The following is a 24263-nucleotide window of genomic DNA, read 5'->3' as shown; positions in this document are numbered from 1 at the left end:
AAAAAGCTTGATTTTATACTGTGTCCGCCGTTTGATACGTTTGTAGAAATACTGAAAAATGAAGAATGGCGCACCCGAGAGGAGTCGAACCCCTAACCTTATGATCCGTAGTCATATACTCTATCCAATTGAGCTACGGGTGCTAAGCTTGAAGTACTTATTTCTAAGCCTTATTTCTTGTTGCTAACATACGAAGGAACATATATAAAAGCATAGCATTTGTCAAGAAACATAGAGTGTTCTTATATTTTTCTAAATAATAAAATATAAGAAATTGTAATTAATAGTTGAATTATCGTATTATATATTGTATATAGAGGTTCATAAATTAACATGAGAAAAAAATGAATAAAATAAAATTAATCATAATTTACTTACTTTGTATTAATATGACTGCACAAGCAGACAATATATCGGAAAGTGCTAAAAAAATTAGAGGTAATTAACTCTTTAAATGTTGAGGAAAAGTGGCAAAAAGGTAATGTAATAAATTGTAAGTTGGGAGAAACTTTATTAGAAGAAACGGAAAAATATAACTCTCCTAAGTTAAAGCGTTTGACTCATTGTAGTTGTTTTGCGTATGCGCTAGTACAGCCTTGGGGCTTCCAAATAAGTCTCTACTTCCTCATCCTGAAAGCGATAAAGAATTTATACCTACTTTATCAAATAAGCAAGCTGAGTGGCTTGAAACAGACGGAATAAAGAACGGATGGAATTTTGTTAAAGCAGGAAATCGTGATGATAGTTTTATTCAAGCACAAAAATTTGCTAATCAAGGATATTTTGTTGTATCCGTGTATATAAAAATGCTAACCCAAAAAGAGCAGGGCATATTGCCGTTGTAGTACCAAGTAGTAAGGATATAGAGAAAATAAAAAATGAAGGATCGGACACGGCTCAAGCCGGTAATATTAATTTTTCCTGTAGCTCTTTGAAAAAGGGTTTTAGGAATAAAAAAGATGCATTTAAAAACAACGAAATAAAATTTTATTATTATAAGATATAACAGATATCAGTAAGGTAACCGGACAGTTTTTATTCTATGTCATTCCCGTGGGGCATTGCCTGTGTGGATCGATTTCTCATTGTCATACCGTGGCCAAGCCACGGTATGACACAGTGGATTTTACTGGTCCGCGCAACAATGCCTCGTGGGAATGACACCGATTTATGCAACAACGACCCTGTTTTGCAGGAATGACATAATCAGCTTTTTTAGTTATTAGCTATTTTAGAGATTTATGCAACAGCATCTACCCATGAAATTTCCATGCTACTAGCTAGATCCACTTGAGGAGATTCGCTGTAGCTTGGTAAGTTATCATACACAAGATGAGCTAAGCCGGCTATTCCGTTTACTATCCCTGCTGTATTTTCATAAGCAAATTTTGCTGCTTCTATTCCTGTATAAGTCGTATTTTTTAATAACTCAAATGTGTTCTCCGGCGAATATGCAAGAGCTGCTCCAACACAAATCCCCATAGCAACTGTAGGATGAGCATAAAATCCCCATGCAGCCGTTGATATTGTTGCTTTTACAAATGTAGGCATAGCCCATCCAAAAGCGTGTCCTGTCATTACTTTACCGGCTACCACTTCTCATAAGCACAAGCGCCCATAAAAGCACTACCAAGTACTTTATAACCGTAACCGACTGCTGTAGCAGCAGACGTTGTACAACCTACAGCAGCTGCCTTAGCATTAGCAAAATACTCAAATGTTGCTTCAGAAACTTTTACTCCTGCATATGTAGTCGAATTATTTACTACTTTTTCAGGTGATATGTTATTAGAAACTGTATTTTTTGAAAATAGATAGCTAAACATAATTTTTCCCCTTTAAAAATTTTGATTAAATTTAATTTTTACTTAAAAAAGTAATAATCAATATATTCTAACTGAATATTATAATGCGTTATTGATAGTTCCTTTTTTGTCTTAAGTGCATTATACACTAATAGACTGTCACATGTCAAGAGGGAATATTAATTATTTCTTAAAAAATTAATAAATTTTTTACTACAGTAACAACCATATTCTATCATTGACAGTCTATCTCATATGTGGTTATGTCTATATTATTCTAAAAAATATTATATGTAATGATGTTATTTAAAATAAATCCTGAATGGTTATTAAATTTTAGAAGTGAAATGTTAACTAACTGGTTTAAAATATTTCCTTTTTTGCTAGTGATTATTTTTACATTACAATTATTGCGATTGCCTACTGGTTAAATCCAAGAAATAGATTATTTTTGGATTTAGGCTGGCTTATATCATTTGCAACATTATTGAATGTTATTATTAAAAAGGCTTTTTCTATTCCTCGCCTGTCTAGTACATTACATATGTTACCTATTAATGATGGATCATTTGGTTTCCCTAGTGGAGATGTACAGGTGGCTACTGTTTTCTTTATGATAATATTTTTATCATTTAATTCAAAAACGTTAAAAATAATATCTATCGCAATGATTATTAATATTATGCTTTCACGCCTATATCTTGGAGTACATAGTATATATGATGTTATAGGCGGTATGATTTTTGGAGTGTTAATTGTTTTAGTTTATAGAAGTAATTTTATACAAGCACAAATAAGTAGATGGGAAAATAGGGCTAAATCTTATTATTGTATATTGGCTTTTGTGATAGGTATATGTTTCTTTTTATGGAAATACAGTCCTTTTTCCTTACTGCTTTTATTACCAATAGGAACTTTAGTGGGTTATGGTATCGTATATATTTGCTTTAAATATAATTCTGATTTGATCTTAAATAATGCTCAAAAAACTATAGGTATAATTATTAGTTTCATTCTGTTATTCTTTTTTTATAAAACTTTTCCTATAATAAAAAATTCAACAATATTATTTAATTTTACACTTTTGCTTAAATTTGCTTTATTACCTGTTTTGATTTATATTTTACTTCCTATGATGCAAAGAGAACTAAAAAATAGATTAAATTAAATTTCTTTCACAAAATCCAATGTACAGATTTATAACTATCCGCAGGATAGTCTAATATATCAAGTATTGACAAAGTACTTACATTATTTATAATAAATATAACATTGAAAATGGTTGTATTATGAGTATCAAACTAGATCCTTACGAACAAGATATTGAAGATAATTTTGAAAAGCAGCAAAAAATTGATGATCCAGCTCTCATTGCATTATTTCAAAAGTCTGCAAAAGCGCATCTTAATAAAAAGCGGTCTGTTACTATTAGAATTGCAGAACATGACATAGAAGCAATAAAAATTAAAGCTTCTAAGCATGGTTTGCCTTATCAAACCTATCTTAATATGCTAATTCATTCAGATGCTACTAAATTGTAAATACCAATGATCAAATTTAGATATAATCATGAAAAGAACGCTAAGTTATTGCATGAGCGTAATATAGGCTTTGAAGAAATAATACAGTCGATTGCTGACGGTAATTTATTAGATATTAAATTACATCATAATCAAGAGAAATATAAAGGTCAAAAAATTTTATATGTTAGAATGATTGAGCAAGTATATTCAGTACTTTATATAAAAGGTGATAAAGATGCTATTTTCCTTAACACTTTATTTCCTAGCAGAAAAGCAAAAAAGGAATTTTTAAAAAAATAAGAAATAATATATGAGTTTTATAGAAGAATTTATAAACAAAGGATATTTCCATCAATGTACCGATTTGGATCGGTTAACTGCTATAACGAAAGAAACAAAAATAGCTGCGTATATAGGCTTTGACTGTACTGCTACATCACCCCACATCGGTAGTTTAATGCAGATAATGATTCTGCGATTGCTTCAGCAGTATGGACATAAGCCTATTGTAATTATCGGCGGCGGTACGAGTAAAATCGGTGATCCTTCAGGTAAAGATGAAGCACGTAAAGTTTTGACTAAAGATGATATAAAAAGAAATGCCGAAGGTATTAAAAAGTCACTTTCAAAGTTTATCAAATTCGGTGACGGTAAAAGTGATGCTATTATGCTGGATAACGCAGAGTGGTTAGATTCGCTCAATTATCTAGATTTCCTACGGGATTTTGGTAGCTATTTCTCGGTAAACCGCATGCTGACTATGGATTCAGTAAGGCTAAGGCTTGAGCGTGAGCAGCATTTAAGCTTCTTAGAATTTAACTATATGTTGCTGCAAGCCTATGATTTTTACTATTTAAGCAAGCATTATAATTGCAGTTTGCAGCTTGGCGGTAGCGATCAATGGGGCAATATCGTAATGGGAGCGGATTTAATTCGTAAAATAAGCGGTAAAGAAGTATTCGGTATGACGACGCCGCTACTTACGACTAGCTCAGGTGCTAAAATGGGTAAAACTGCAGCAGGGGCGGTATGGCTTAATGAAGATTTGTTAAGCCCGTATGATTATTACCAATATTGGCGTAACTGTGAAGATGCCGACGTAATTAGATTTGCTAAATTATATAGTGAGCTAACTTCTGAAAAGCTTAATAAATTTGAGAGTTTAGCGGCTGAAGATATTAATGCAGCTAAAAAACAGCTTGCTTATGAGCTAACTAAGCTTTGTCATTCGGAACAAGCGGCAAAATCAGCTCTAGAAACTGCAGTAAAGATATTTGAAGAAGGACAAATCGATGAGAATTTACCTACCGTTGTTTTAGAGCAGGAAGTATTACAAGCAGGTATTAGTGCATATGAATTATTTCATGAAGCAGGGCTTGCTACTTCTAAATCGGAAGCACGCAAGCTTATAAGAGGGAAGGGAGCTAAAATAAATGATGAATTAGTTGCAGATGAGAATATGATAATTAATACTAATTTCTTATTCGATAAAAATGTTATAAAGCTCTCTGCCGGTAAGAAAAGACATATATTGGTTAGGATTTGAATATTTTTCTAGATTACCATGCTCCCTTCAGTTGCAGCATTATTGTATAGCTCAAATATATTACGTCTAATTGAAATTGCAACTTTCAATTAGACAAATTGTATATTTTCTATCTCATGAACCCTTATAACATAAGTTAAATTCAAATTTAAAAAGTAATGACTAAAATAAGGCTTGATGAATATTTGCTGCAAAAAGGTTTTGTAACAGATATTACCATAGCACGAAGCTTGATTATCCAAGGTAAAGTACATAATAAGCATGAGCAGTTAATTAAGTCTGGGATACAGGTTAATATAAATGACACCGACATTAAGGTAAAGTTACCGAAGCATAATTATGTTTCAAGAGGGGCATTAAAATTAATTGCCGCTTTGGATTATTTTAAAATTGATCCTGAAAATTTAGTTTGTATTGATATAGGTAGTAGCACCGGCGGTTTTACAGAAGTATTACTTGAGCGTAAAGCAAAATTAATTTTTGCCGTAGATGTCGGTTATGGCGAACTTCATCCTAAATTACGCGACAATCCACAAATTAAAGTGCTTGAGAAGACTAACGCACGATATTTAACCGATAAGCAAATAACTACCCCTCCTGATTTAATTGTCTGTGATGCCAGCTTTATTAGTTTAACTACTATATTACCGACTGCACTAAATTTAGTTAAAGAAGATTGCATGCTTATTGCTTTAATAAAACCGCAGTTTGAGGTCGAAAAGCATGAAGTAGAGCAGGGAGGAATTATTAAAAATTCTCTCTTACATCAAAAAGTATGTGATAAAATCAAAGATTGGCTTGAGAAAGAGCATAATTTTAAAATATTTGGTATAATAGAAAGTCCTATACTAGGTGCTAAGGGGAATAAGGAGTTTTTAATATGCGGAAAAAGAAAAACGGTTATTTTTCTATAGCTTATCCTTAATTTGAATTGTTTTAGTAATCATTGCATCTTCTAATGTATAATTATTCAATGTTTTTATAAATGCTTCACTTGCTTCTTTAATAAAATGTTTAAATTGGCATGAATTTGTAATTCTGCAGCTATTAGTATTTTTATTGAAACATTCTACTATATCCATATTAGGTTCTAATTTTTCTATTATATCTCCCAACTTCATAGAAGAAGGGCTAAATGCTAGCTTAATTCCCCCTCCTTTTCCTTTACTACTATTAATATATCCTAATTGTGCTAATCTATGAATCACTTTTACCAAATGATTAAGGGAAATATTATAGTACTCTGATATCTCTTTTACACTACAAATTCTTTCCGGTTTTGAAGCAAGATATATAAGGCTACGTAATCCGTAGTCGGTAAAACTTGTTAACTGCATAAAAATTTTATTTATTTTTACCTTGAATATACAAAAAAACGTCTATATAAGTCTAGTTACTATAATATGTATTTTAAATACATATTATAGTAAAAGTTATACTATTAAAAAAGGAGTAATCATGTCTAGAACAACTATAGTGAGAGAAATAAGAAAAGCTGCTGAGCTATTTAAGAATTTTGATATTACTAAATCTTTAAATTTTTATGGAAATTTAGCAACTAAATATGAAGCAGTGGTAAATGAATTTTTTAATAGTAATAGTTTTAATACTGAAAAACCTGAGAAAGGAATACAGCCAAATGCAATGAAAAATTTTTTAAATCTTACCGGCAGTAGTATTCTAAAGGTTTTAAGTTCATATAGCGAAACAGATGAAGTAGATCTTTTAGAAGTGATCCAACCAGCATTAGAGAATGATCATAAATTTAAAAAGGCAGTATCAAAAATTGTTGGTATACATGTAGGGCGTAATATTTTCCTTCAGAGTTGTATCAACCTGTTGCTGAAGAGCTTATATCAAATGTAGATGAGGGTAACACGCTGGTAACGGAAATATTAAATATAGTAGGAAAGCATTTTGTAAGTGCTGAAAAGAAGCAATATGATGAATTAAAAGAAAAATATAATATAGAGAGTTTTGAAAGTCATAAAATAAAAATCGAAATAGAAAGTGCTGATAGAAATACGGCAAAAATAAAATTTTATAGACAAAATGAACAAGAAGTAATACCGCACAAACATGGGCAGGTCATTACTGTTAAAGTAGGAGAAAAATACAGTGAATTTACAGTTATAAAAACCGGTCATGATGAAGAAGGTTATTATTATGAATGCCTAATAAAGAAAAATCCTAATAGAACTATAACAAACTATCTATTTGATTCTGAAAATCAGCTAGTAAAAGTACACCCTTCGTATATTGAATCGGATATAGAAAACAATAAAGATCTCGTTCTTATCAGCGGCGGGTCAGGAGAAAGCCATTCTATTTCTAGAATTAATAGTATAACAAATGAAGAAAATGTTAAGCTTCCCGCCGTTATTCACATTATTCACTCTACTAAAAATAAAAACAGTGACACATTTCAATTAGATGCAGCTATAAAAAAAATTAACTGATATTGCAGCAATATGCGATACTGAAATTCACTATGATAAATTTTATACTCAAGGTAGTTATGATAATGTTAATGAGAACGATAATATACATTGATCATACCGGTAGAATAGCTGAAGAATTTTTATTAGGCATTTTAAAAGGTGAAACCTATGAAATTTGCGGTCCTCATTCTTTTAATGATCATGTGCAGCATATATTAGAAGAGAAAATGGGGGTTATGTATACTCAGATTCATGTAGAAGAATTTTGTTCATCAGGAGGAGACTATGATCCATCTCTAAGCGGACAAGAGGGATTATCGAGTATTTGCCCATTTATGAATATGTAGTTTTACAAAAATATAAAGTTAAATATTGCTTATATATTCTAATTAGTGTATTTTCGTTACGGATAAGCATTATAAAAATTATAGATAGGTGGGTTTATCCCACCTTTTTTGTTATAAATATCAAATATGCAAACTATTGAACAACAAATAACAAACGTAATAGAAGAATCCTTGACGGATATGGGGTTTGAGTTAGTTCTTGTTAAGTTTAGAGGTGTTAACCCTAAAGTAGTCGAGATATTGATTGATAGCTTAAACGGCGAAAAAATATCTGTGGAAGATTGTACTAAAGCAAGTAGGACTATCTCCGCTATTCTAGATGTTGAAGATTTAATAGAAGATGCATATTCTTTAGAGGTAGCATCAAGCGGTCTTGAACGTCCGTTAGTAAAGTTTGAAAATTATAATAGATTTTTAGGAAGAGAAGTTAAAATCAAAATTAAGGAATTATTGAACGGCAAAACTCGTTATCAGGGTAAAATAATTAAAGCCGAAAATAATAAAATATATTTAAGATGTGAAGAACAAGAAGTACTAATTGATTATGATTTAATTAAAAATGCTAATCTAGTTTTAACTGAAGAAGTATTTAAAAAATTACTAGGTTCTGTGAAAGTTTCTAATTGATTGGCTATTTTGAGGTATTTTTAAAAAATAACCAAAATTAAATCTTTTTAGAAATTGTACGCAAGAACCTAAAGCAATAAGAATAATGTATGTCTAATATAGGTAATGTAGAAATTTTACAAATTATAGATTCTGTAGCCCGTGAGAAAGGAATATCAAAAGAAATTTTGATTTCAACGGTTGAACAAGCGGTACAAGTAGCAGGACGAAAAAAATACGGTAATGAATATAATATTAAAGCTCAGATAAATAGGAAAACCGGTGAGATAAATCTTTTAAGGATCTTAAAAATAGTAGAAAATGTAGAAGATTACTTAACGCAAATCTCACTTGAAGAAGCTTTAATAAAGAATCCGGAAGCTAAAATTGGTGATGAAATATATGAATGTTTACCGCCGATTGATCATGCTAGAGTATCGGCTCAAGCTGCAAAACAAGTTATAACTCAACGTGTTATAGAAGCTGAACGTGAAAAACAATATCATGACTTTAAAGATAGAAAAGGCGAAATTATAAACGGGATAGTTAAGAGAATAGAATACGGTGATATAATAGTTGACTTGAGTCGTGCTGAAGCAATAATAAAAAAAGATCAATTAATTAAGGGTGAGAATTTTAAACCTAATGATCGTATAAAAGCATATGTACAGGATGTAAGGCAAGAAACAAAAGGACCGCAGATTTTCTTGTCTAGAGTAGATAACCAGATGCTGGTTAAGCTATTTAAGTTAGAAGTACCTGAAATTCTTGAAGATATTATTCAAATAAAATCAGTAGCACGTGATCCCGGTTCAAAAGCAAAAATAGCGGTATTTGTTTCGGATAGTAGTATAGATCCTGTAGGCTCATGCGTAGGTATTAGAGGTAATAGAGTAAAAGCCGTAACAAATGAATTAAACGGAGAGAAAATTGATATAGTATTATGGAGTAATGATCTTGCACAGTTTATAGTTAATGCTCTTGCACCGCTTGCACCTGGGGAAATCACAAAAATTTTGATTGATGAGGATAGGCATAAGGTAGAAGTAGTAGTTTCGCAAGAAAATCAAAGTATTGCAATAGGTAGAGGAGGGCAGAATGTTCGTTTAGCTTCTAAGCTTACAGGTTGGAATATCGATATAATGACCGAAGAGCAAGAATCAAAAAGAAGAAATGAAGAATTCTTAACTTCTACGGAATTATTTATGGAAGCTTTAGATGTTGAAGAAGTTATAGGTCAGCTTTTATCGGTAACGGGATTTAATTCAGTAGAACAAATTGCTAGTAGTGAGATTAGTACTTTAACAAGAATCGAAGGCTTTGAGGAAGAACTTGCCGTAGAGATCAAAAATCGAGCTATTAATTACGTCGACCTTAAGAATGAAAAGATTATCAAAAAGCTAGAGGATCTAGGAGTTGAGCAAGAATTAATAGATATATTAGAATTACCGCTTGAATTAATATTAAAATTTGCCGAATATGGTATAAAGACCATAGAAGATTTAGGAGAGATGAGCGTAAATGAATTTAAAAATTTAGCTCCAAATTCTAATATAACGGACGAAAATATTAAATTGCTGATTAAAACTGCTAGACAGCACGGTGAATTAAAGGATAGTTAGTGGGTTGGGTGTATTTCCTAGCTAAAAGCAATATTGTTGCATGGCTCGGGTTTATCCGTCATTGTGAGCTGGCATTGTTGCATGGATCAATTCCATCGCTGTCATCCCGCGACTTGTTCGCGGGATCTAGCTAAAAATACTAAAATTATTAGTATTTTTAGTTATTTCTTTGGATACCGTGGACAAGCCACGGTATGACACCGAACGCATTTTTAGAGCCACGCAGCCTACGGCTGCTCACAATGATGAAAAAAAACTGATCCACGTAACAACATTTCTACGGGAATGACATAATATAAGTAGTAGATGAAAAAAACAGAAACACAAAGGTTTTAAATATGACGGATAACCAGGAAATCAAACCCAAAAAGTTGACACTTGGCAATTCAAAATTATCGCTTAATAAGCCTTTTGACTCTCTTACAGGAGCTCAAAGCTTTGTTAATGCTAAATCTAAAGCGCTAGTAGAAGTTAGAAAAAGCTCTACCGGTAGTACTACCCTTTCATTAAATAAAGAAAGAAATAGCTTAGATCAAACTGTTATTGATGCTAATAAGGAAGAATTTAACAGACGTTTATCTATTCTTAAAAAAGCTGCTGAGCAATCTAAATTAAATGACCCTTCACAAATAAGCACTTTAAGTAAACTTGCAAGTATTAACCAGTCTGCTAACTCAAAAATAGAACCGCTAGAAACTGATAAAGAAGTTGAACAAAAACAGCAAAATACCGAAGAAAATAAAGTAGAAGTTAGTGCTAAAATCGTTCAAGATGATGAAGATACACCGTCACAAATACCTAAAAAGAAAGAAGAAACTTTTGTAAAGTCTCCTTTAGTAGGAATGCGAACACGTTACGGTATAGAATCAGAGAAAGAATTAGATAAAACAGCAGATAGTAAAGTAGTCGCACCAAAAATTAAGCTAGAAGAGCCAAAAAAATTCAAAAAAGCCGATCTTTTCAATATGCTTAGAGACAACGAAAGCGGCAGCGGTAGAACTAGAAGTCTTGCTTCTATAAAAAGAGCTAGAGAAAAAGAAAAGCGTAAATTAGTATCACAAGCACCTGAGAAAGTATATAGAGAAGTGATGATACCGGAAGTTATCGGAGTCGGTGATCTTGCAAATGCTATGTCTGAAAGAGTGGCTGATGTAATTAAAGAATTAATGAAACTCGGTATTCTTGCAAATGCTAGCCAAACAATAGATGCCGATACGGCAGAACTAGTTGCAACAAATTTAGGGCATACGGTAAAAAGAGTCCAAGAATCAGATGTTGAAAATGTTTTAATTAGTGATGATAAGGTTGAAGATTTAAGAACACGTGCTCCGGTTGTGACGGTAATGGGGCATGTCGATCATGGTAAAACCTCATTGCTTGACGCTCTTAAATCTACGGATATTGCTGCAGGTGAGCTAGGCGGCATTACCCAACATATCGGGGCTTATAGAGTAACTCTTGCAGATGGTAGAGCGATTACTTTTATTGATACTCCGGGGCATGAAGCTTTTTCGGAAATGCGGTCAAGAGGTGCTAAAGTAACGGATATAGTTATTATAGTGGTCGCAGCAGATGATGGAATCAAAACGCAAACGGTTGAGGCAATTAATCATGCGAAAGCAGCGGGCGTTCCTATAATTGTAGCTATTAATAAGATTGATAAGCTTGATATTGATATTGAGCGTGTAAAGAACGAATTATGTGTCCACGAAATTATCGGCGAAGAGGTAGGTGGTGACGTTATGGTTATTCCTATCTCGGCACTAAAGAAAATTAACTTAGATAAACTTGAAGAAGCAATTTTATTAATTGCAGAAATGCAGGATTTAAAGGCAAGCCCTTTCGGTTCAGCTGCTGGTGTTGTAATCGAGTCAAAAATTGAAAAAGGAAGAGGAACGCTAACCACTATATTAGTTCAGCGAGGTACTTTAAGAAACGGTGATATTATAATAGCCGGTTCTTCTTACGGCAAAGTTAAAAAGATGACCAATGATAAGGGACTAGAAATAGCGGAAGCAACTCCGTCTGTTCCTGTAGAAATTCAGGGTTTAAACGAAATACCTTTTGCCGGCGATAAATTTAACGTAGTACAAAATGAGAAACAAGCAAAAGATATAGCTGAATATAGAATGCGTCTTGCTAAAGAAAAGAAAATATCTATTGCACCGCGTTCAAGTTTAGAAGATTTATTTTTAAAAGCTTCCGGTAATAGTAAAATTAAGGAGTTACCTTTAATTATTAAAGGTGATGTTCAAGGGTCGGTTGAAGCTATTTCGGGTAGCTTATTAAAATTACCGAGTGATGAAATAAAGCTTCGTATACTTCATAGCGGCGTAGGTCCGATAACGGAATCCGATGTATCTCTTGCCCATGCTTCTTCGGCTATTATTGTCGGCTTTAACGTTAGAGCAGGGGCAAATGCTTTAACTGCTGCAGAAAAAGAAAAAGTCGATATTAGATATTATAGTATAATATATAATTTAATTGATGACGTAAAAGCCATTATGAGCGGTATGCTTGATCCAATCGTTAGAGAGCAGTATATCGGAAGCGTAGAAATTAGACAAATATTCAATATTACCAAAGTCGGTAAAATCGCCGGTAGCTATGTAACTAAAGGGATTATTAAGAAAGGAGCGGGCGTACGCTTATTACGTGATAATGTAGTCATTCATGAAGGAAAACTCAAAACTTTAAAACGCTTTAAAGATGAAGTTAAAGAGGTTAGAGAAGGATATGAGTGTGGTATAGCATTTGAAAATTACGAAGATATTAGAGAAGGAGACGCAGTTGAAGTTTTTGAGCTAATTCAAGAACAAAGACAATTATAATATACTCGTTGAACTTCAAAAATTGGCTACATTATCACAAGTACTCCGGCGTTGTTGCATGGATACTACTAAATCGTCATTGCGAGCAGTCGTAGACTGCGTGGCAATCTCATGAAATAATAACAAGCTCCTGAGATTACTTCGTAATTTCCTCGCAATGACGAAAAGTTAGAACCACGCAACAACGCCCTGCTTTCGCGGGAATGACATTTAGTAGAATATTCCTCTTTGATAAATTAATCAATTTTAAGTAAAATATAATAAAAAGTTAATAATTATTAGCCTTTATCTTGACCTCCTCATAATTTCTATTATAATGCAACGCTGATTATTATAATAAAAAATGAGGAAGAATTATGGCAATAACATCAATTTTTAATAGTACACCTGCAAGCATAACTAACACACCTGAAAGTAAAGGTTTTTTCAGTACATTTAGTTCATCATTAAAAACAGTTTATGATTTTGGAGTAAAGAGTTTTAATATTATAAAAAATACATCTAGTATTCTTTCTTCTAAAGTTGCTGAAACTTTTAATTTTGTGAGTAATAAAGTTTTTTCTTATTTAAATAATAACGCTGAAGAAACATTTAATCTCTTAGATCAACTTGAAACTCTTTCTGATAATTTTTTCAGTACATTTAGTTCATCATTAAAAACAGTTTATGATTTTGGAGTAAAGAGTTTTAATATTATAAAAAATACATCTAGTATTCTTTCTTCTAAAGTTGCTGAAACTTTTAATTTTGTGAGTAATAAAGTTTTTTCTTATTTAAATAATAACGCTGAAGAAACATTTAATCTCTTAGATCAACTTGAAACTCTTTCTGATAATGAGTTAGTAGAAGAAATTTTAAACACGCCTGAAAATGAATTAGATGAAGTTTTTGAAAAGATGACATATAAAAAATTGGCAAAATTAATTAATAATATTTCTGATGAGCAAGCACAAAAATTAGTTAATTATATTATGCCTTGGCATCTTGAAAAAGTAATAGATTTAATTACACGAGATAAGTTGGATAAATTATTTAATGAAAACCCTAATAATCTTTCTTTAGAGGAACTTACAGAGCAGGAACTAAAAAAATTATCAAATGAGAATATTTCTGATGAATGGCTTGAAAATATAATTATTTTAGCAGGAGAAGAAAAACTTGCAGAAAATTTTGATATTATTCCAAATAAAAATTTAGTAAGAATCGTTAGTAGTATTCCAAATAATAAATTAGCAAAGATAATTAATGACGCCTCAGATGAAAGTCTAGTAAGAATCATTGATATTATTGACTCGGATAATCATGATTTATCGAAATCATTAGTTGGGCAAATAATAACCTTAATACATGACAAGAAGTGTGCAAAGCAAGAATCAGGTGAAGTATCTGATAGTGATTCCGGATTCTCTGATTGTGAAGATGAAATAGAAGTATCAGACAATCAAGTAGAACACTCTAATAGTGATTTTACTATGAAGTTATCAGGTGAATTATCTTATAATTATTTTGAGTATTTAATTATGAAGGATGATGTAGTATACGTATAATAAAGCTCTTATGTCATTTCGTTGATCACAGGAATCCAGTAAATGGATTCCTACTTTTAACTAGGAATGACATAATTGATTGCTATTTTAGCATTAGGAGGGCGTATGTATAGCGGTTCGATAGAGCTGTTTAACTTTATATTGCTCGACAATTTATTAACAATATATCTACAAATAACCCAGGCTTTAACTCGTGCAAAACGTGGCAAGGTTATTATACTCGGTAAATGTATAATTTGGTGATATATAAATTCAAGCCCGCTACCGCAACAAACTATATTCCCTTTCTCATTTGTAAGCAGTTTTATAGCATACTCGAAATCTATCAATAACGGCTCTTCTATTTTTCCTGATTTATGAAAAACTTGCATATAAAGCTGTGAGCGATAAGCGTTTAAAAAGACATATATTTTATCATAATCTTTAACTTGAGTTATGGCTCTAAAGTAGGCATATTCAAAATTGCTAACCGCTAATGCTTTAATATTTTCCTTGGCAAATAATATACCTTTAGCACTAGCAAGTCCTATTCTAATGCCGGTAAAGCTACCTGGTCCGTTAGTTACCGCTAAATAATCTAAATCATCATATGAACATTTAGCTGCTTTCATCACGTCTTCTATCATCGGCATTAGATTTTCTGCTTGCATAGAAGGGCGTAATTCTTCTATATATGCAAGGATATTCTCATTTTCGGATATTGCTACCGATGCAGTATTATTGGCTGTGTCAAATGCTAGTATTTTCATAGATTATTATTTGAATAAGTCACTATGTGTACCGGTACGTTCTAATCTTAAAACTTCATCATCCAAATAATAAAGTAACAGCCAATCAGGCTCTATATGACAATCCCAAATATTTTCCATATTAATAATTTTATGTAGCAATATTTGGTAGGGAGTAATAAATGATGTGCGATACCGGCTTTAATATTTTCTACTAATAAATCTGTAACTTTAATTAGCTTTTTAATGTCTTTACCACGTTTATACATAAGTAGTAATTCTTTCTCAAAATGTTTAGTAGAAGTTTGCAGAATCATATTAAATTAAGTTTTTTATACATTTCTTTATATGAAGAATATTTATTAATATTTAAACCTTTTGCTGATTCTTCTAATATTTTTATTGATTCTGTATTTAATTCTTTTTCCTGTTCTATTTTACGGTATATCGCTTCTCTTACAAAATTCATAATAGTATCATTTTTATGTGCAGTATGAACTTTAAGAAAATGATGTAATTCGTTTGGTATATCTATGCTTAGTCTAGTCATATGATATACTTATTTAAGTAATTACTTAAATAAGTATATCATTAAATAAGAAAAATAAAAGTAAAAATATAGAATCTCTAATACTACTTGATTTACTATAAAATATACTCCATAAAAGCTTGGCGTGCTTCAGCCTGTCTATTATTATGAAATAAATATCTATTAAAAAAATAGTTTGTTAGAGTTATAGCTTGTTTTTTTTCTTCTAATGTAATCTCGCTATTTTCTGATAGTAAAAATCTTGGTAAAATCAATAATTTATCTTTATAAGGTTTCCCTACTTTATATGATAATGCTCTACCTGATTTAGGTGATACATAGGTTAAATCAGTTGTAACATGACTCACGCCGCACTTGGTAAGATCAAGCTTATAACCCGTCTCGGCAAGTAAAGCTAGCTCAAAATTAATATAATCACGAAAACAAAAATTCTTTGATAAATTATCTAAATAGTTAATTAGAAATGAAAAAAAATTAGAATGTTCTTCTCTTTCATGAAATAACTCTTTGATTAAAGATATAACGGAATTAAAGGCATATAATTTAGCTTTATTTATTATAAAATAACCGGTGTAAGATTTGATGAGTTCACATTTAGCAATGCCGATATGTTCGTGTAGTCTTGCCTGCCAAAGAAAATCTACAATATTCCCTTCCTGATATATAAATTTGCTTTTTTTAGAAGATTCTTTTACAACCCCCGAATATAAACCATGATTTTTAGTAAAAACCGTAATAATAAATGTATTTTCTTTTAAAGGTTTTTTAGCAATTATTACCCCTATATCTTTGATATTCATGGTTTTTATTATTAAATTTTCGTCATTGCGAGGAAAATTACGGAGTAATTGACGAAGCAATCCAGTTAAAAATGCTAATTTTTAGCATTTTTTTAATTATTTTCTGGATTGCTGCGCTCCTTACAGTCGCCCGCAATGACGACTCGGTATCTGTGCAGCAAAGCCGGAAATTTACAATAGTAATTGTACGTACGCAATCTCGGAAAAATTCCTGAGATTGCCACGCTCACTAGCGTTCGCTCGTAATGACGGTTTGATATCCGCACAACAACCCCCTAGCTTCCTCAGAATCCCCTGTATATGCTATATTCTTATACCCTAGTTTGATTGCAGTAAATAAAGCGGCGTGATCCTCTCCTACATTTACGGTAAGATCTAAAACTTTTTCCGGAAATTCTTTACTTAAAGTTTTAAACATGTAATCAATTGCTAGTATACCGTAATATTTTACGCTAGAGGCATGATTTGTTAATATCAGCTGCTCTTCTACACTAGATAAAAAATTACGTGCTTCTTCCAAATTTCTTATTTCATAAACTATACTCATTTAATTATCTCTTTTAGGTCCTTTAAATGTGAGACGGAAGATATAAAGTCATACGTTAAATTTTCAAGTTTAGAGCAGATAATCTTATTAAATCCAAGTTTTACGGCTTCTTTTATTCTTGTTTCTGCTTTTGCGGTTTTTCTTATTTCACCCGATAAGCTTATTTCGCCGAAAAAGACGCTATGTTCGGGTACGGGTTTGCCGGTTGCAGCAGATATTAAGCTCGCTGCTACTGCTAAATCAGAAGCAGGATCGGCAATTTTAAGTCCCCCCGCAATGCTTAAATATACCTCATAATTAGCAAGGTTAAGTCCTATCCTACTACTAAGCACGGCAAGTATCATTGATAACCTATTAGCATCCCAGCCCACTGCAGAGCGTCTAGGAGTTACCATATTTGAGGGTACTATAAGGGCTTGTACTTCCATAAGTAACGGTCTTGAACCTTCGATTCCTGCAAAAATAGACGTACCTATAACGTTCTGCTCTCGCTTCATTAAAAATAGTTCAGACGGATTTGTTACTTCAATAAGCCCGCTGCCACTCATCTCAAATACTCCTATTTCGCCTACACCGCCAAAGCGATTTTTATATGAGCGTAAAATACGGAAATGATTATTATGATCTCCCTCAAAATATAGCACGGTATCAACTAAATGTTCAAGTATCTTAGGACCTGCTAGTTGTCCGTCTTTAGTTACATGACAGCTTAATAAAATAATTATATTATTTTGTTTGGCATAATTAACGAGTTCATTTGCACATGTACGAATTTGCGAAACAGTACCTGGAGGTGAGGATAATTCTTTTGTGGTAATTGTTTGAATAGAATCAATCACTACTAAATCAATATTATTCTTATTTGCTTCTATACTTGCAATAATATCTTCCAAATTAGTAGCTGCTAAAATATCGGTATTATAGTTAGTTAGGTTTAGCCTTATGGCTCTTAATTTTATTTGGTCTAACGATTCTTCGCCCGTTATATATAAGCAATTCATCTTTGATGCAAAGTTACTTGCTGCTAGTTGTAGTAACAAAGTAGATTTGCCTATGCCAGGGTCTCCTCCTATTAATATAGCAGAACCAAGCACTAAACCGCCGCCTAGTACTCTATTTAATTCACCTATAGGGGTAGAGATGCGTAACTGCTCGGCTACGTGACCTGAAAGCTTATCGAAATCTTGTTTGCTACCTGTTTTAACAATTGCTTTATTTGAACTTACTATCTCTTCAACAATACTACCCCATACACCGCAATCAAAGCACTGCCCCGACCATTTAGGACTAGTATTTCCACAGTTAGAACATGTATAATGCTTTTTGTCTTTTGTCATGTTTTTATTCGATGATGAGTATATATGAACATCATTGCAAGCGACTACAAGGAGCGTGGCAATCTCATAAAGTAGGATTCCTGAGATTGTTTCGTCGAAACTTACAGTTTTTCCTCGCAAGGCATTGTTGCGTGGACCGGTAAAACCCACTGTGTCAAGCCACGGGGTGACAGAGGTGAAATTGATCCACGCAACAATGCCTCCTTGCAATGACGTTTCTTTAAAACCAATAGCTTACTCTTACCATATAGTTTTTCACGTAAAATTTCAATATTTTCATCTAAAACATAGTCATCTAGTTTAGCCATCTCAATAACTATGATAGTACCGTCTTTAAACCAGTTATTGTTTATAAGCGACTTCATTACTTTAGGCACTATATCTTTATAATAAGGGGGGTCGATAAGTACAAGATCAAAAGCTTTATTGGCTTTCGGTAGATTTAAAGCATTAATATTAACGAAATTAACATTATTTTCAATGTTTAGAGATTTAGCAAATCCTTCTGCTATTTTTAATGAGGATGTGTCAATATCAATTAAGGTAGCAAAACCTGCTCCTCTTGATAGGCTCTCAAAAGCAAGGCTACCACTACCGGCAAATAAATCAAGTATGTGGGTATTTTCGTTAAATAATTTATTACCGGTAAACTCACCGGAGGTTAATATACTAAATATTGCCTCTTTGAGCTTACCGGTGGAAGGTCGATATTTGATATTTTTAGCGGTAGGTATAATTTGGTTTCTATATTTACCGGATATTATTTTTAACACTTATTTAGTTATATGCTCTTTTGTTGACCTTGATTTTTTGTTCGACTTTTATTTTTTCAGCAAATCCTTTGCCTTTAGTGTTAGGCTTAAATTTTGCTGCGAATGTATTAGATTTTGTTTGTTGTTTTTCTACAGTTTTATCTTTCTTTTCTTTTATTTCTACTTTTGGCGTTTCTTGGTTTAAATTATTTTGTGCTTGTTTTAAAATATCTTGTTCTTTAGCTTTATCAATAGTATTATTTACATTATTTAAATTTTCTTCCCTTTCTTTAGATTTTTCTGTCTCAGCTTTTTGTCTTGCTTGTTGTTTTTCTGTTACTGATTCATCAATATTTTCAGGAGGCGGTGAGATATATTTATCTATACTGCTAGTCAAATTTTCAAATGATTTCTGAAGATTGCGTAAAAGTTTTTGAGTAAGTTTATAAGTTCCGGTAGCGACTAGCCCTCCAGCTAAAATACCTGCTCCTAGAATGACAGTTTTAGTAGCAAGGGCCGTGCCGGTGACTAATAACACAGGCATTGCTACGAAAGGTGCAGCTGTTACTGCAAGCCCCGCTACCACGGCAAGCCCTACTAAAAAATTTTTACTTACTAAGAAATTTGTTACGCTGCTAATTTTTGATGTAGTAATTTTAGCAATTTTTGTACAAGACTGTCCTACTCCGGTTTTCAGAAACCAACCGCTTTTCTCTCTTGCATGAATTTTATCTTGTAATTTAGCATGTTCGTTAACATTGACAGATGTTTTTTTACCGTCTTTATCTTGATGATATAAATTCCCTTTAGCCTCACCTTTAGTATCATGCATCTTTGTAGCATCGTCGATTTTTGCTTTATCAAAATCTGCTCCTTCTTTATTAATTTCAGCTAGATTTGCTGCTTTTAGATTCGCTTGTTTTAGATTTGTTTCTTTAAATATAGCCTCGGCTGCTTCCATTGCTTGCATATCAGCATTTTCCAATACTGCTTTAGTGAAATCGGCTTTAGCAAGATCGGCACGCTGCATAATTGCATTTTTAAAGTTAGCTTCCTTAGCATTAATATTTTTAGCAATAGCATCTGAAATATTTAATCCTTCGGCTTCTGCTTTTTCTAAAGTAGCATTACTTAACTTAGCAAATTGTGCAGTTGCATTAGTAAGCGTAGCGTTTGTAAGATCGGCATATTCAAGATTTGCTTTATCAAGCTTTGCTTTTGTTAAATCAGCGTTCTTAAGTTTAACACGCTGCATTATAGCTTCTCTTAAGTCAGCTTCTTTTAAAGATAATATATTCTCAAATTCAGCATCGCTAAAATAGGTATTCCTTGCAGTTATGCCTTGCATGTTACATTGCTCTTTAAATTTTGTTTCTAATGCATGTGTTTTATTCATAAAAGCATTTTCAAGATCAGTAGAAACGATATTTGCTTGATCTAGAAGTGCATTATTTAAAACTACTCCCTGAATTTGAACTCTTTGCATATCTGCATAAGCAAGCGATATACCGGTAAGATTAGAATTTTTCCATTCTGAATCTTTAATAATTAACTTTTCGGCATCGGCATTAACCATCATAACTGCATTAAATTTGCTATTTGTTACCTCTGCTTCAGATAAATCTACTTTAGGCATGTAAGCTCTCGACATATCACTATTTTCAATTTTGCTATTTTTAAGATCAGCAAAAAGAAATCCTGTGTTACGAGCTGTAACATTTTGAAAAACGGCATTTTGTAAATTAGCTCCTTCAAAATTAGTAAAATCTAAATTACAATTTGAGATTTTAATATTTTCTAAATTAGCTGAAGCAAATAATGTATTCTTCAGGTTAAGATTAGTAAGGGTTTTACCTGATAAATCGATTTCTGAAAGATCAGGGATTATATGTGTATCTTTTGAAAGATTTTTTTGTTTTCTAACAAAATCGGTAAGAGATAATTTTGTGTTAGATTGTTTCGCTGCTTCAGCTAAATATAGATCAAATTCTTGAGAAGTTAATTTTATATATTCTTTCGGTATATCTCGTTCTTTGGCAGTCGAACCTATAACATATGAAGAATCTAGTTTTATTTGTATTTTTTCGTCTTTTAACTGCTCAAAAATATCTACAAGACCGTTACCGCAGAACATTCTAAGATTATCTAGAGCATATACTTCAGTTTCTAATTTAGTTACTTCATGCTGTAACTTATTGATTTTTTCTAGTTCGTTTTGTCGGTTTTGAGCAATAGTTTCTGCGCTATTCCAAAAAGCATTTAAAAGATTATTAGCAATCCCAGGATTATCTAAGTTTTGCTTTAGAGTTTCTAACTCTTCTTGCTTAGTTTTTAACTCTCTTGATTTAACTGTATGTAAAGTTTCTTCGTCTTCCGTAGCTAGAATATATTTCTTTTTCTTCGTAACTTCATCTACAACTATTTCTTTAATACGTTCTTTTTCTAAATCTTTATCTATATATTTATTTAATCTTTCAAGATTTGAAAAAGATAGTTTTATATCGCGTATTTTATCTTTTAGATTAGGAATTTTGCCCTCATCATTATCTTCATAATTAAAATCTGTATAATGAAGATTTGCTCCCCTAAAGTCGGTACCGATAAATGTACAATCATTAAATTTTACATTTGTTAAATCTGAATCACATAATATGGTATTTGTTAAGTCACAATTATTAAATACGGCATCTGTTAGTATTGTACCTTGAAAATTAGCATTTGCTAAATCTGCGTTAATTTCCATATTTTCTAAACTGGTAATGATAATTTTATCATTATCTTCAGCGAAATATTTATTTTTGATAAAATCATTTAGTGAGACATTAGGGTTATCTTTTATATAACCAAGATAATCGTTTAAGTCTTTTTCTTCACATTTATATATATTAAGATTTGTCATATGTTTTCTATATGATTAGTTAAAATACGTTAATAATTAACACATTACTAATTATTTTTCCAGTATCTTATTATTTATTTCTTTATAATCTCCGGGTTTTAGATTACCTATTGTAAAACTACCATATTGAATCCTAATTAACTTGTTAACTTTTAGTCCAAAATACTTGAATATTCTTCTAATTTCACGATTTTTCCCTTCAAATAAAACTACTTCAAACCAAGAATTACTCTTATTTTGCTTAAGTAATTTTATTGAATGAGGATTATAAAATATCCCGTCAATTTCTAAATTTTTATAATTGCTTTTTAGTAGAATATCAGACTTCCCATATGCTCTAACATGATATACTCGCTTTAACCTACTTGAGGGTAGCTCAAACTGACGAGCTAAATCGCCGTTATTAGTTAGTAATAACAAACCTTCACTATTTAAATCCAGCCTACCTATTGAAATAACACGAGGTAAACCGGTTAGCTGTTCAAACACCGTTTTACGAGATAAGGGATCTTTGTGAGTGGTAATTAAACCGACAGGCTTGTAATAAATCCAAAGCCTTGGTGTTTGCGATTGATTGATTAATATGCCTGATACTTCAATTTGATTACTAATATCAACATTTGTAGCCGGTGATAAAATTATAATGCCGTCTACTTTTACCTGCCCTTCAGCTATCAGCTTTTCAGCATCACGCCTAGAACAGATTCCTGCATTACTAATTATTTTGGCTAATCTATGCATTTTTAAATATAGTAAATTTCAATAAGAATATATAAAAATACCCTTAAAAAGCAATATTAATAATTTGACATAAATTATTAATATAATTATACCTTATCGTTACATATATTTTAACAAAATTATACGAATGTTAATTTTACTTATCAAAACTTTTTATTCTTTAAAAATTCTTATCTTCTTTTTTTAGCTGATTTTCTTTTTAGCAAAAATTAAGTCCTTTTCTTTAATCTAAACTTCATTAAATTATTTATTGGTTCAATCCTGTTAATTTCAGGTACTTGTATAGGTAGCGGTATGATAGCACTACCTATGGTATTAGCAAAATTAGGTATAATACCTAGTTATTGATGTTTATAATTTGGTTTATAATGTATTATACTTCCTTTAATTAACCTAGAGCTTAATCTTCAAGCGGGTAAAGGCTTAACACTTGGGGCATTGGGAAAATATTTTTCAGGACATACTGCTCAAATCATCGGTACGGTAAGCCTTAAGCTCCTTTCATATGCTTTACTTGCAGTATTTTATACGGAGGCTCTTCAATATTACAGAAGTTATTAGCTTTAGATACAAGTATAACTTATATAGGAGCATGGTATGTTATTATTAGCATTCTAATATTATTATTACCTCTAAAGTTAGTAGATTATATAAATCGAGTGCTATTTATCGGATTGCTTATAATAATTGCAATTTTAGTTATTGGACTTGTTTCTATGATTCAGTGGGATAATTTACCTTTATTCTCACCAAATTATAAAGAAATATCTATATGGGGTGTAGTAACTCCGGTAGTTTTTACTTCATTTGGTTTCCAAGTAATCTTCCATACCTTAACTAATTATTGTAACAAAAATGCTAAAATGCTAAAGACGGCGTTTTTATTTGGAAGCTTAATTCCTGCAATAGTATATATAATTTGGACTTGTAGTATTCTTATTGTAGTACATCATAATAATCCAACATTTTATCAACAAATGATTACAAGTAATGTAGAAGTCGGAGATTTAATTAAGGAATTAAGTAATATAGCAAAATGGCAGTCCGTACAATTATTAGTTTGGATAATTTCAACTCTTGCTATCGCTACATCGATACTCGGAGTAGGGCTATGTGATTCCCTTAAAACTATGTTTATGAATTCGATATCGAATGTAGTAATTCGTAATATGACCGCTTCTATTGTTACTATATTACCGGCTTATATTGTAGCAGTATTAGTACCTAATGCTTTTATTACAATTTTAGGATTTGCCGGTATGATTCTTGTAATTATTGCAATTTTATTACCGGTTTATCTGTTATATAAAGCAAAGATAAATAAGTTTTATTATCCTGAATTGCAAAAACAATATCTAATTATTATATGCGTAATTGCCGGAATGCTTATAATGGGATATGAACTTGTTAATATAATAACTAAATAAACTATTAAATGTGAACAGGTATTGTTGTGTGGGTTGGTAAAATCTACTGTGTCACCCCGTGGCTTGACCACGGGGTCCATAAAAACAACTTAAAATACTAATAATTTTAGTATTTTAAATTAGATCCCGCAATCAAGTTGGCCTTGTTGCATGGATAGGTTTTTCCTTCATTGCGAGAAGAATTATGCAGTAATTCGACGAAGCAATCTCGGGA

The 24263-nt window shown here is 31.8% G+C and carries 28 protein-coding genes, 1 tRNA gene and 2 pseudogenes; 15 read left to right on the top strand and 16 right to left on the bottom strand.

All coding sequences use genetic code 11. The features are described from left to right. Nucleotides 1-66: 66 nt before the first annotated feature. Nucleotides 67-143 (bottom strand) — tRNA-Arg (locus tag MB29_RS01460). Nucleotides 144-596: 453 nt separating this feature from the next. Here MB29_RS01460 and MB29_RS12355 point away from each other — a divergent pair. Next, nucleotides 597-845, top strand: a complete 249-nt coding sequence (locus MB29_RS12355; RefSeq protein ID WP_233418838.1) for a hypothetical protein — start codon at nt 597-599, stop codon at nt 843-845. 190 nt (nt 846-1035) lie between these two features. Here MB29_RS12355 and MB29_RS11200 read toward each other — a convergent pair whose 3' ends face one another. The 3 genes from MB29_RS11200 to MB29_RS01445 are packed head-to-tail and all read right to left on the bottom strand — an operon-like array spanning nt 1036 to nt 1826. Beyond that, complete coding sequence (locus MB29_RS11200) at nt 1036-1179, bottom strand: hypothetical protein (protein ID WP_215426152.1); 144 nt, start codon at nt 1177-1179, stop codon at nt 1036-1038. Nucleotides 1180-1239: 60 nt separating this feature from the next. After that, a complete protein-coding gene (locus MB29_RS01450; protein ID WP_032138813.1) occupies nt 1240-1551 on the bottom strand; it encodes a hypothetical protein in 312 nt (103 codons plus the stop codon). Between the two features lie 38 nt (nt 1552-1589). Then, nucleotides 1590-1826 carry a hypothetical protein gene (locus tag MB29_RS01445; RefSeq protein ID WP_032138767.1) on the bottom strand — a complete coding sequence of 79 codons (237 nt, stop codon included), beginning with the start codon at nt 1824-1826 and terminating at the stop codon, nt 1590-1592. 466 nt (nt 1827-2292) lie between these two features. On the opposite strand from MB29_RS01445, the gene MB29_RS09625 reads away from it, so the two are divergent. The 5 genes from MB29_RS09625 (at nt 2293) to MB29_RS01415 (ending at nt 5788) form a co-directional block, all read left to right on the top strand. Further along, nucleotides 2293-2973, top strand: coding sequence for a phosphatase PAP2 family protein (locus MB29_RS09625; RefSeq protein ID WP_233418837.1), 681 nt, complete (start codon nt 2293-2295; stop codon nt 2971-2973). A gap of 121 nt (nt 2974-3094) precedes the next feature. After that, nucleotides 3095-3346, top strand: coding sequence for a CopG family antitoxin (locus MB29_RS01430; protein WP_032138766.1), 252 nt, complete (start codon nt 3095-3097; stop codon nt 3344-3346). A gap of 6 nt (nt 3347-3352) precedes the next feature. Continuing rightward, nucleotides 3353-3628 carry a hypothetical protein gene (locus MB29_RS01425; protein WP_032138765.1) on the top strand — a complete coding sequence of 92 codons (276 nt, stop codon included), beginning with the start codon at nt 3353-3355 and terminating at the stop codon, nt 3626-3628. A 10-nt stretch (nt 3629-3638) separates the two neighbouring features. After that, entirely contained in the window at nt 3639-4874 is a 1236-nt protein-coding gene (tyrS, locus tag MB29_RS01420) for a tyrosine--tRNA ligase (protein WP_032138764.1), read from the top strand. 158 nt (nt 4875-5032) lie between these two features. Beyond that, nucleotides 5033-5788 (top strand): TlyA family RNA methyltransferase, encoded by a 756-nt coding sequence (locus tag MB29_RS01415; protein ID WP_032138763.1) that lies wholly within the window; start codon nt 5033-5035, stop codon nt 5786-5788. On the opposite strand, the gene MB29_RS01410 is transcribed toward MB29_RS01415, so the two are convergent. Beyond that, entirely contained in the window at nt 5783-6211 is a 429-nt protein-coding gene (locus MB29_RS01410; RefSeq protein WP_008579452.1) for an Rrf2 family transcriptional regulator, read from the bottom strand. The genes MB29_RS01415 and MB29_RS01410 overlap by 6 nt on opposite strands. Nucleotides 6212-6332: 121 nt before the next feature. Between MB29_RS01410 and MB29_RS12350 the strand changes: the two genes are divergently transcribed. The 5 genes from MB29_RS12350 to nusA all read left to right on the top strand — a co-directional run bounded on the left by MB29_RS12350 (nt 6333) and on the right by nusA (nt 9890). Further along, nucleotides 6333-6740 carry a hypothetical protein gene (locus MB29_RS12350; protein ID WP_233418836.1) on the top strand — a complete coding sequence of 136 codons (408 nt, stop codon included), beginning with the start codon at nt 6333-6335 and terminating at the stop codon, nt 6738-6740. Continuing rightward, nucleotides 6701-7333, top strand: a complete 633-nt coding sequence (locus MB29_RS12345) for a ferredoxin reductase domain-containing protein (RefSeq protein ID WP_233418835.1) — start codon at nt 6701-6703, stop codon at nt 7331-7333. The genes MB29_RS12350 and MB29_RS12345 overlap by 40 nt, the downstream gene beginning before the upstream one ends. 59 nt (nt 7334-7392) lie before the next feature. Further along, nucleotides 7393-7662 (top strand): ferredoxin reductase domain-containing protein, encoded by a 270-nt coding sequence (locus tag MB29_RS07995; RefSeq protein WP_215426151.1) that lies wholly within the window; start codon nt 7393-7395, stop codon nt 7660-7662. A gap of 126 nt (nt 7663-7788) precedes the next feature. Further along, entirely contained in the window at nt 7789-8289 is a 501-nt protein-coding gene (gene rimP / locus MB29_RS01390) for a ribosome maturation factor RimP (protein WP_032138762.1), read from the top strand. A gap of 89 nt (nt 8290-8378) precedes the next feature. Continuing rightward, the gene (gene nusA, locus MB29_RS01385; RefSeq protein ID WP_032138761.1) at nt 8379-9890 is read left to right on the top strand and encodes a transcription termination factor NusA; all 1512 of its coding nucleotides are present in this window, start codon (nt 8379-8381) and stop codon (nt 9888-9890) included. A 129-nt stretch (nt 9891-10019) separates the two neighbouring features. Here the strand turns inward: nusA and MB29_RS11195 are convergent. Next, nucleotides 10020-10116 (bottom strand): annotated as a pseudogene (locus MB29_RS11195) (permease); the annotation flags it as partial. A 112-nt stretch (nt 10117-10228) separates the two neighbouring features. Between MB29_RS11195 and infB the strand changes: the two are divergent. Then, on the top strand, nt 10229-12721 hold the full coding sequence (infB, locus tag MB29_RS01380; RefSeq protein WP_032138760.1) for a translation initiation factor IF-2: 2493 nt from the start codon (nt 10229-10231) through the stop codon (nt 12719-12721). A 356-nt stretch (nt 12722-13077) separates the two neighbouring features. Then, nucleotides 13078-14268 (top strand): hypothetical protein, encoded by a 1191-nt coding sequence (locus tag MB29_RS09615; RefSeq protein WP_032138759.1) that lies wholly within the window; start codon nt 13078-13080, stop codon nt 14266-14268. Between the two features lie 56 nt (nt 14269-14324). Here the strand turns inward: MB29_RS09615 and tsaB are convergent, their stop codons facing one another. From tsaB to MB29_RS01330, 10 genes are all read right to left on the bottom strand, one after another. Continuing rightward, nucleotides 14325-15017 (bottom strand): tRNA (adenosine(37)-N6)-threonylcarbamoyltransferase complex dimerization subunit type 1 TsaB, encoded by a 693-nt coding sequence (gene tsaB, locus MB29_RS01370; protein ID WP_032138758.1) that lies wholly within the window; start codon nt 15015-15017, stop codon nt 14325-14327. A 6-nt stretch (nt 15018-15023) separates the two neighbouring features. After that, nucleotides 15024-15137, bottom strand: coding sequence for a type II toxin-antitoxin system mRNA interferase toxin, RelE/StbE family (locus MB29_RS09610; protein WP_084686706.1), 114 nt, complete (start codon nt 15135-15137; stop codon nt 15024-15026). Continuing rightward, on the bottom strand, nt 15110-15313 hold the full coding sequence (locus tag MB29_RS01365; RefSeq protein ID WP_032138757.1) for a type II toxin-antitoxin system RelE/ParE family toxin: 204 nt from the start codon (nt 15311-15313) through the stop codon (nt 15110-15112). The genes MB29_RS09610 and MB29_RS01365 overlap by 28 nt, the downstream gene beginning before the upstream one ends. Further along, complete coding sequence (locus tag MB29_RS01360; RefSeq protein WP_032138756.1) at nt 15310-15546, bottom strand: hypothetical protein; 237 nt, start codon at nt 15544-15546, stop codon at nt 15310-15312. The genes MB29_RS01365 and MB29_RS01360 overlap by 4 nt, the downstream gene beginning before the upstream one ends. A 95-nt stretch (nt 15547-15641) precedes the next feature. Then, nucleotides 15642-16346, bottom strand: a complete 705-nt coding sequence (gene recO, locus MB29_RS01355; RefSeq protein WP_032138755.1) for a DNA repair protein RecO — start codon at nt 16344-16346, stop codon at nt 15642-15644. Between the two features lie 229 nt (nt 16347-16575). Next, nucleotides 16576-16893 (bottom strand): hypothetical protein, encoded by a 318-nt coding sequence (locus MB29_RS01350; protein ID WP_032138754.1) that lies wholly within the window; start codon nt 16891-16893, stop codon nt 16576-16578. Further along, on the bottom strand, nt 16890-18230 hold the full coding sequence (gene radA, locus MB29_RS01345; RefSeq protein WP_032138753.1) for a DNA repair protein RadA: 1341 nt from the start codon (nt 18228-18230) through the stop codon (nt 16890-16892). Before radA ends, MB29_RS01350 begins: the two co-directional genes overlap by 4 nt. Before the next feature lie 101 nt (nt 18231-18331). Beyond that, nucleotides 18332-19003, bottom strand: coding sequence for a 16S rRNA (guanine(966)-N(2))-methyltransferase RsmD (gene rsmD, locus MB29_RS01340; RefSeq protein WP_032138752.1), 672 nt, complete (start codon nt 19001-19003; stop codon nt 18332-18334). A gap of 4 nt (nt 19004-19007) precedes the next feature. Beyond that, nucleotides 19008-21881 (bottom strand): pentapeptide repeat-containing protein, encoded by a 2874-nt coding sequence (locus MB29_RS01335; protein WP_032138751.1) that lies wholly within the window; start codon nt 21879-21881, stop codon nt 19008-19010. Nucleotides 21882-21932: 51 nt separating this feature from the next. Continuing rightward, on the bottom strand, nt 21933-22622 hold the full coding sequence (locus MB29_RS01330; protein ID WP_032138750.1) for a pseudouridine synthase: 690 nt from the start codon (nt 22620-22622) through the stop codon (nt 21933-21935). A gap of 237 nt (nt 22623-22859) precedes the next feature. Between MB29_RS01330 and MB29_RS13615 the strand changes: the two genes are divergently transcribed. Together MB29_RS13615 and MB29_RS11185 are read left to right on the top strand one after the other, a co-directional pair. After that, on the top strand, nt 22860-22970 hold the full coding sequence (locus MB29_RS13615; protein WP_084686741.1) for an aromatic amino acid transport family protein: 111 nt from the start codon (nt 22860-22862) through the stop codon (nt 22968-22970). Between the two features lie 155 nt (nt 22971-23125). Then, a pseudogene (locus MB29_RS11185) lies at nt 23126-23944 on the top strand (aromatic amino acid transport family protein); the annotation flags it as partial. Nucleotides 23945-24263 lie beyond the last annotated feature (319 nt).

Source organism: Rickettsia tamurae (assembly GCF_000751075.1).
GTDB classification, from domain to species: Bacteria; Pseudomonadota; Alphaproteobacteria; order Rickettsiales; family Rickettsiaceae; genus Rickettsia; species Rickettsia tamurae.
The sequence above is the reverse complement of the archived record's forward strand: the minus strand, read 5'-3'. Positions and strand labels throughout refer to the sequence as shown.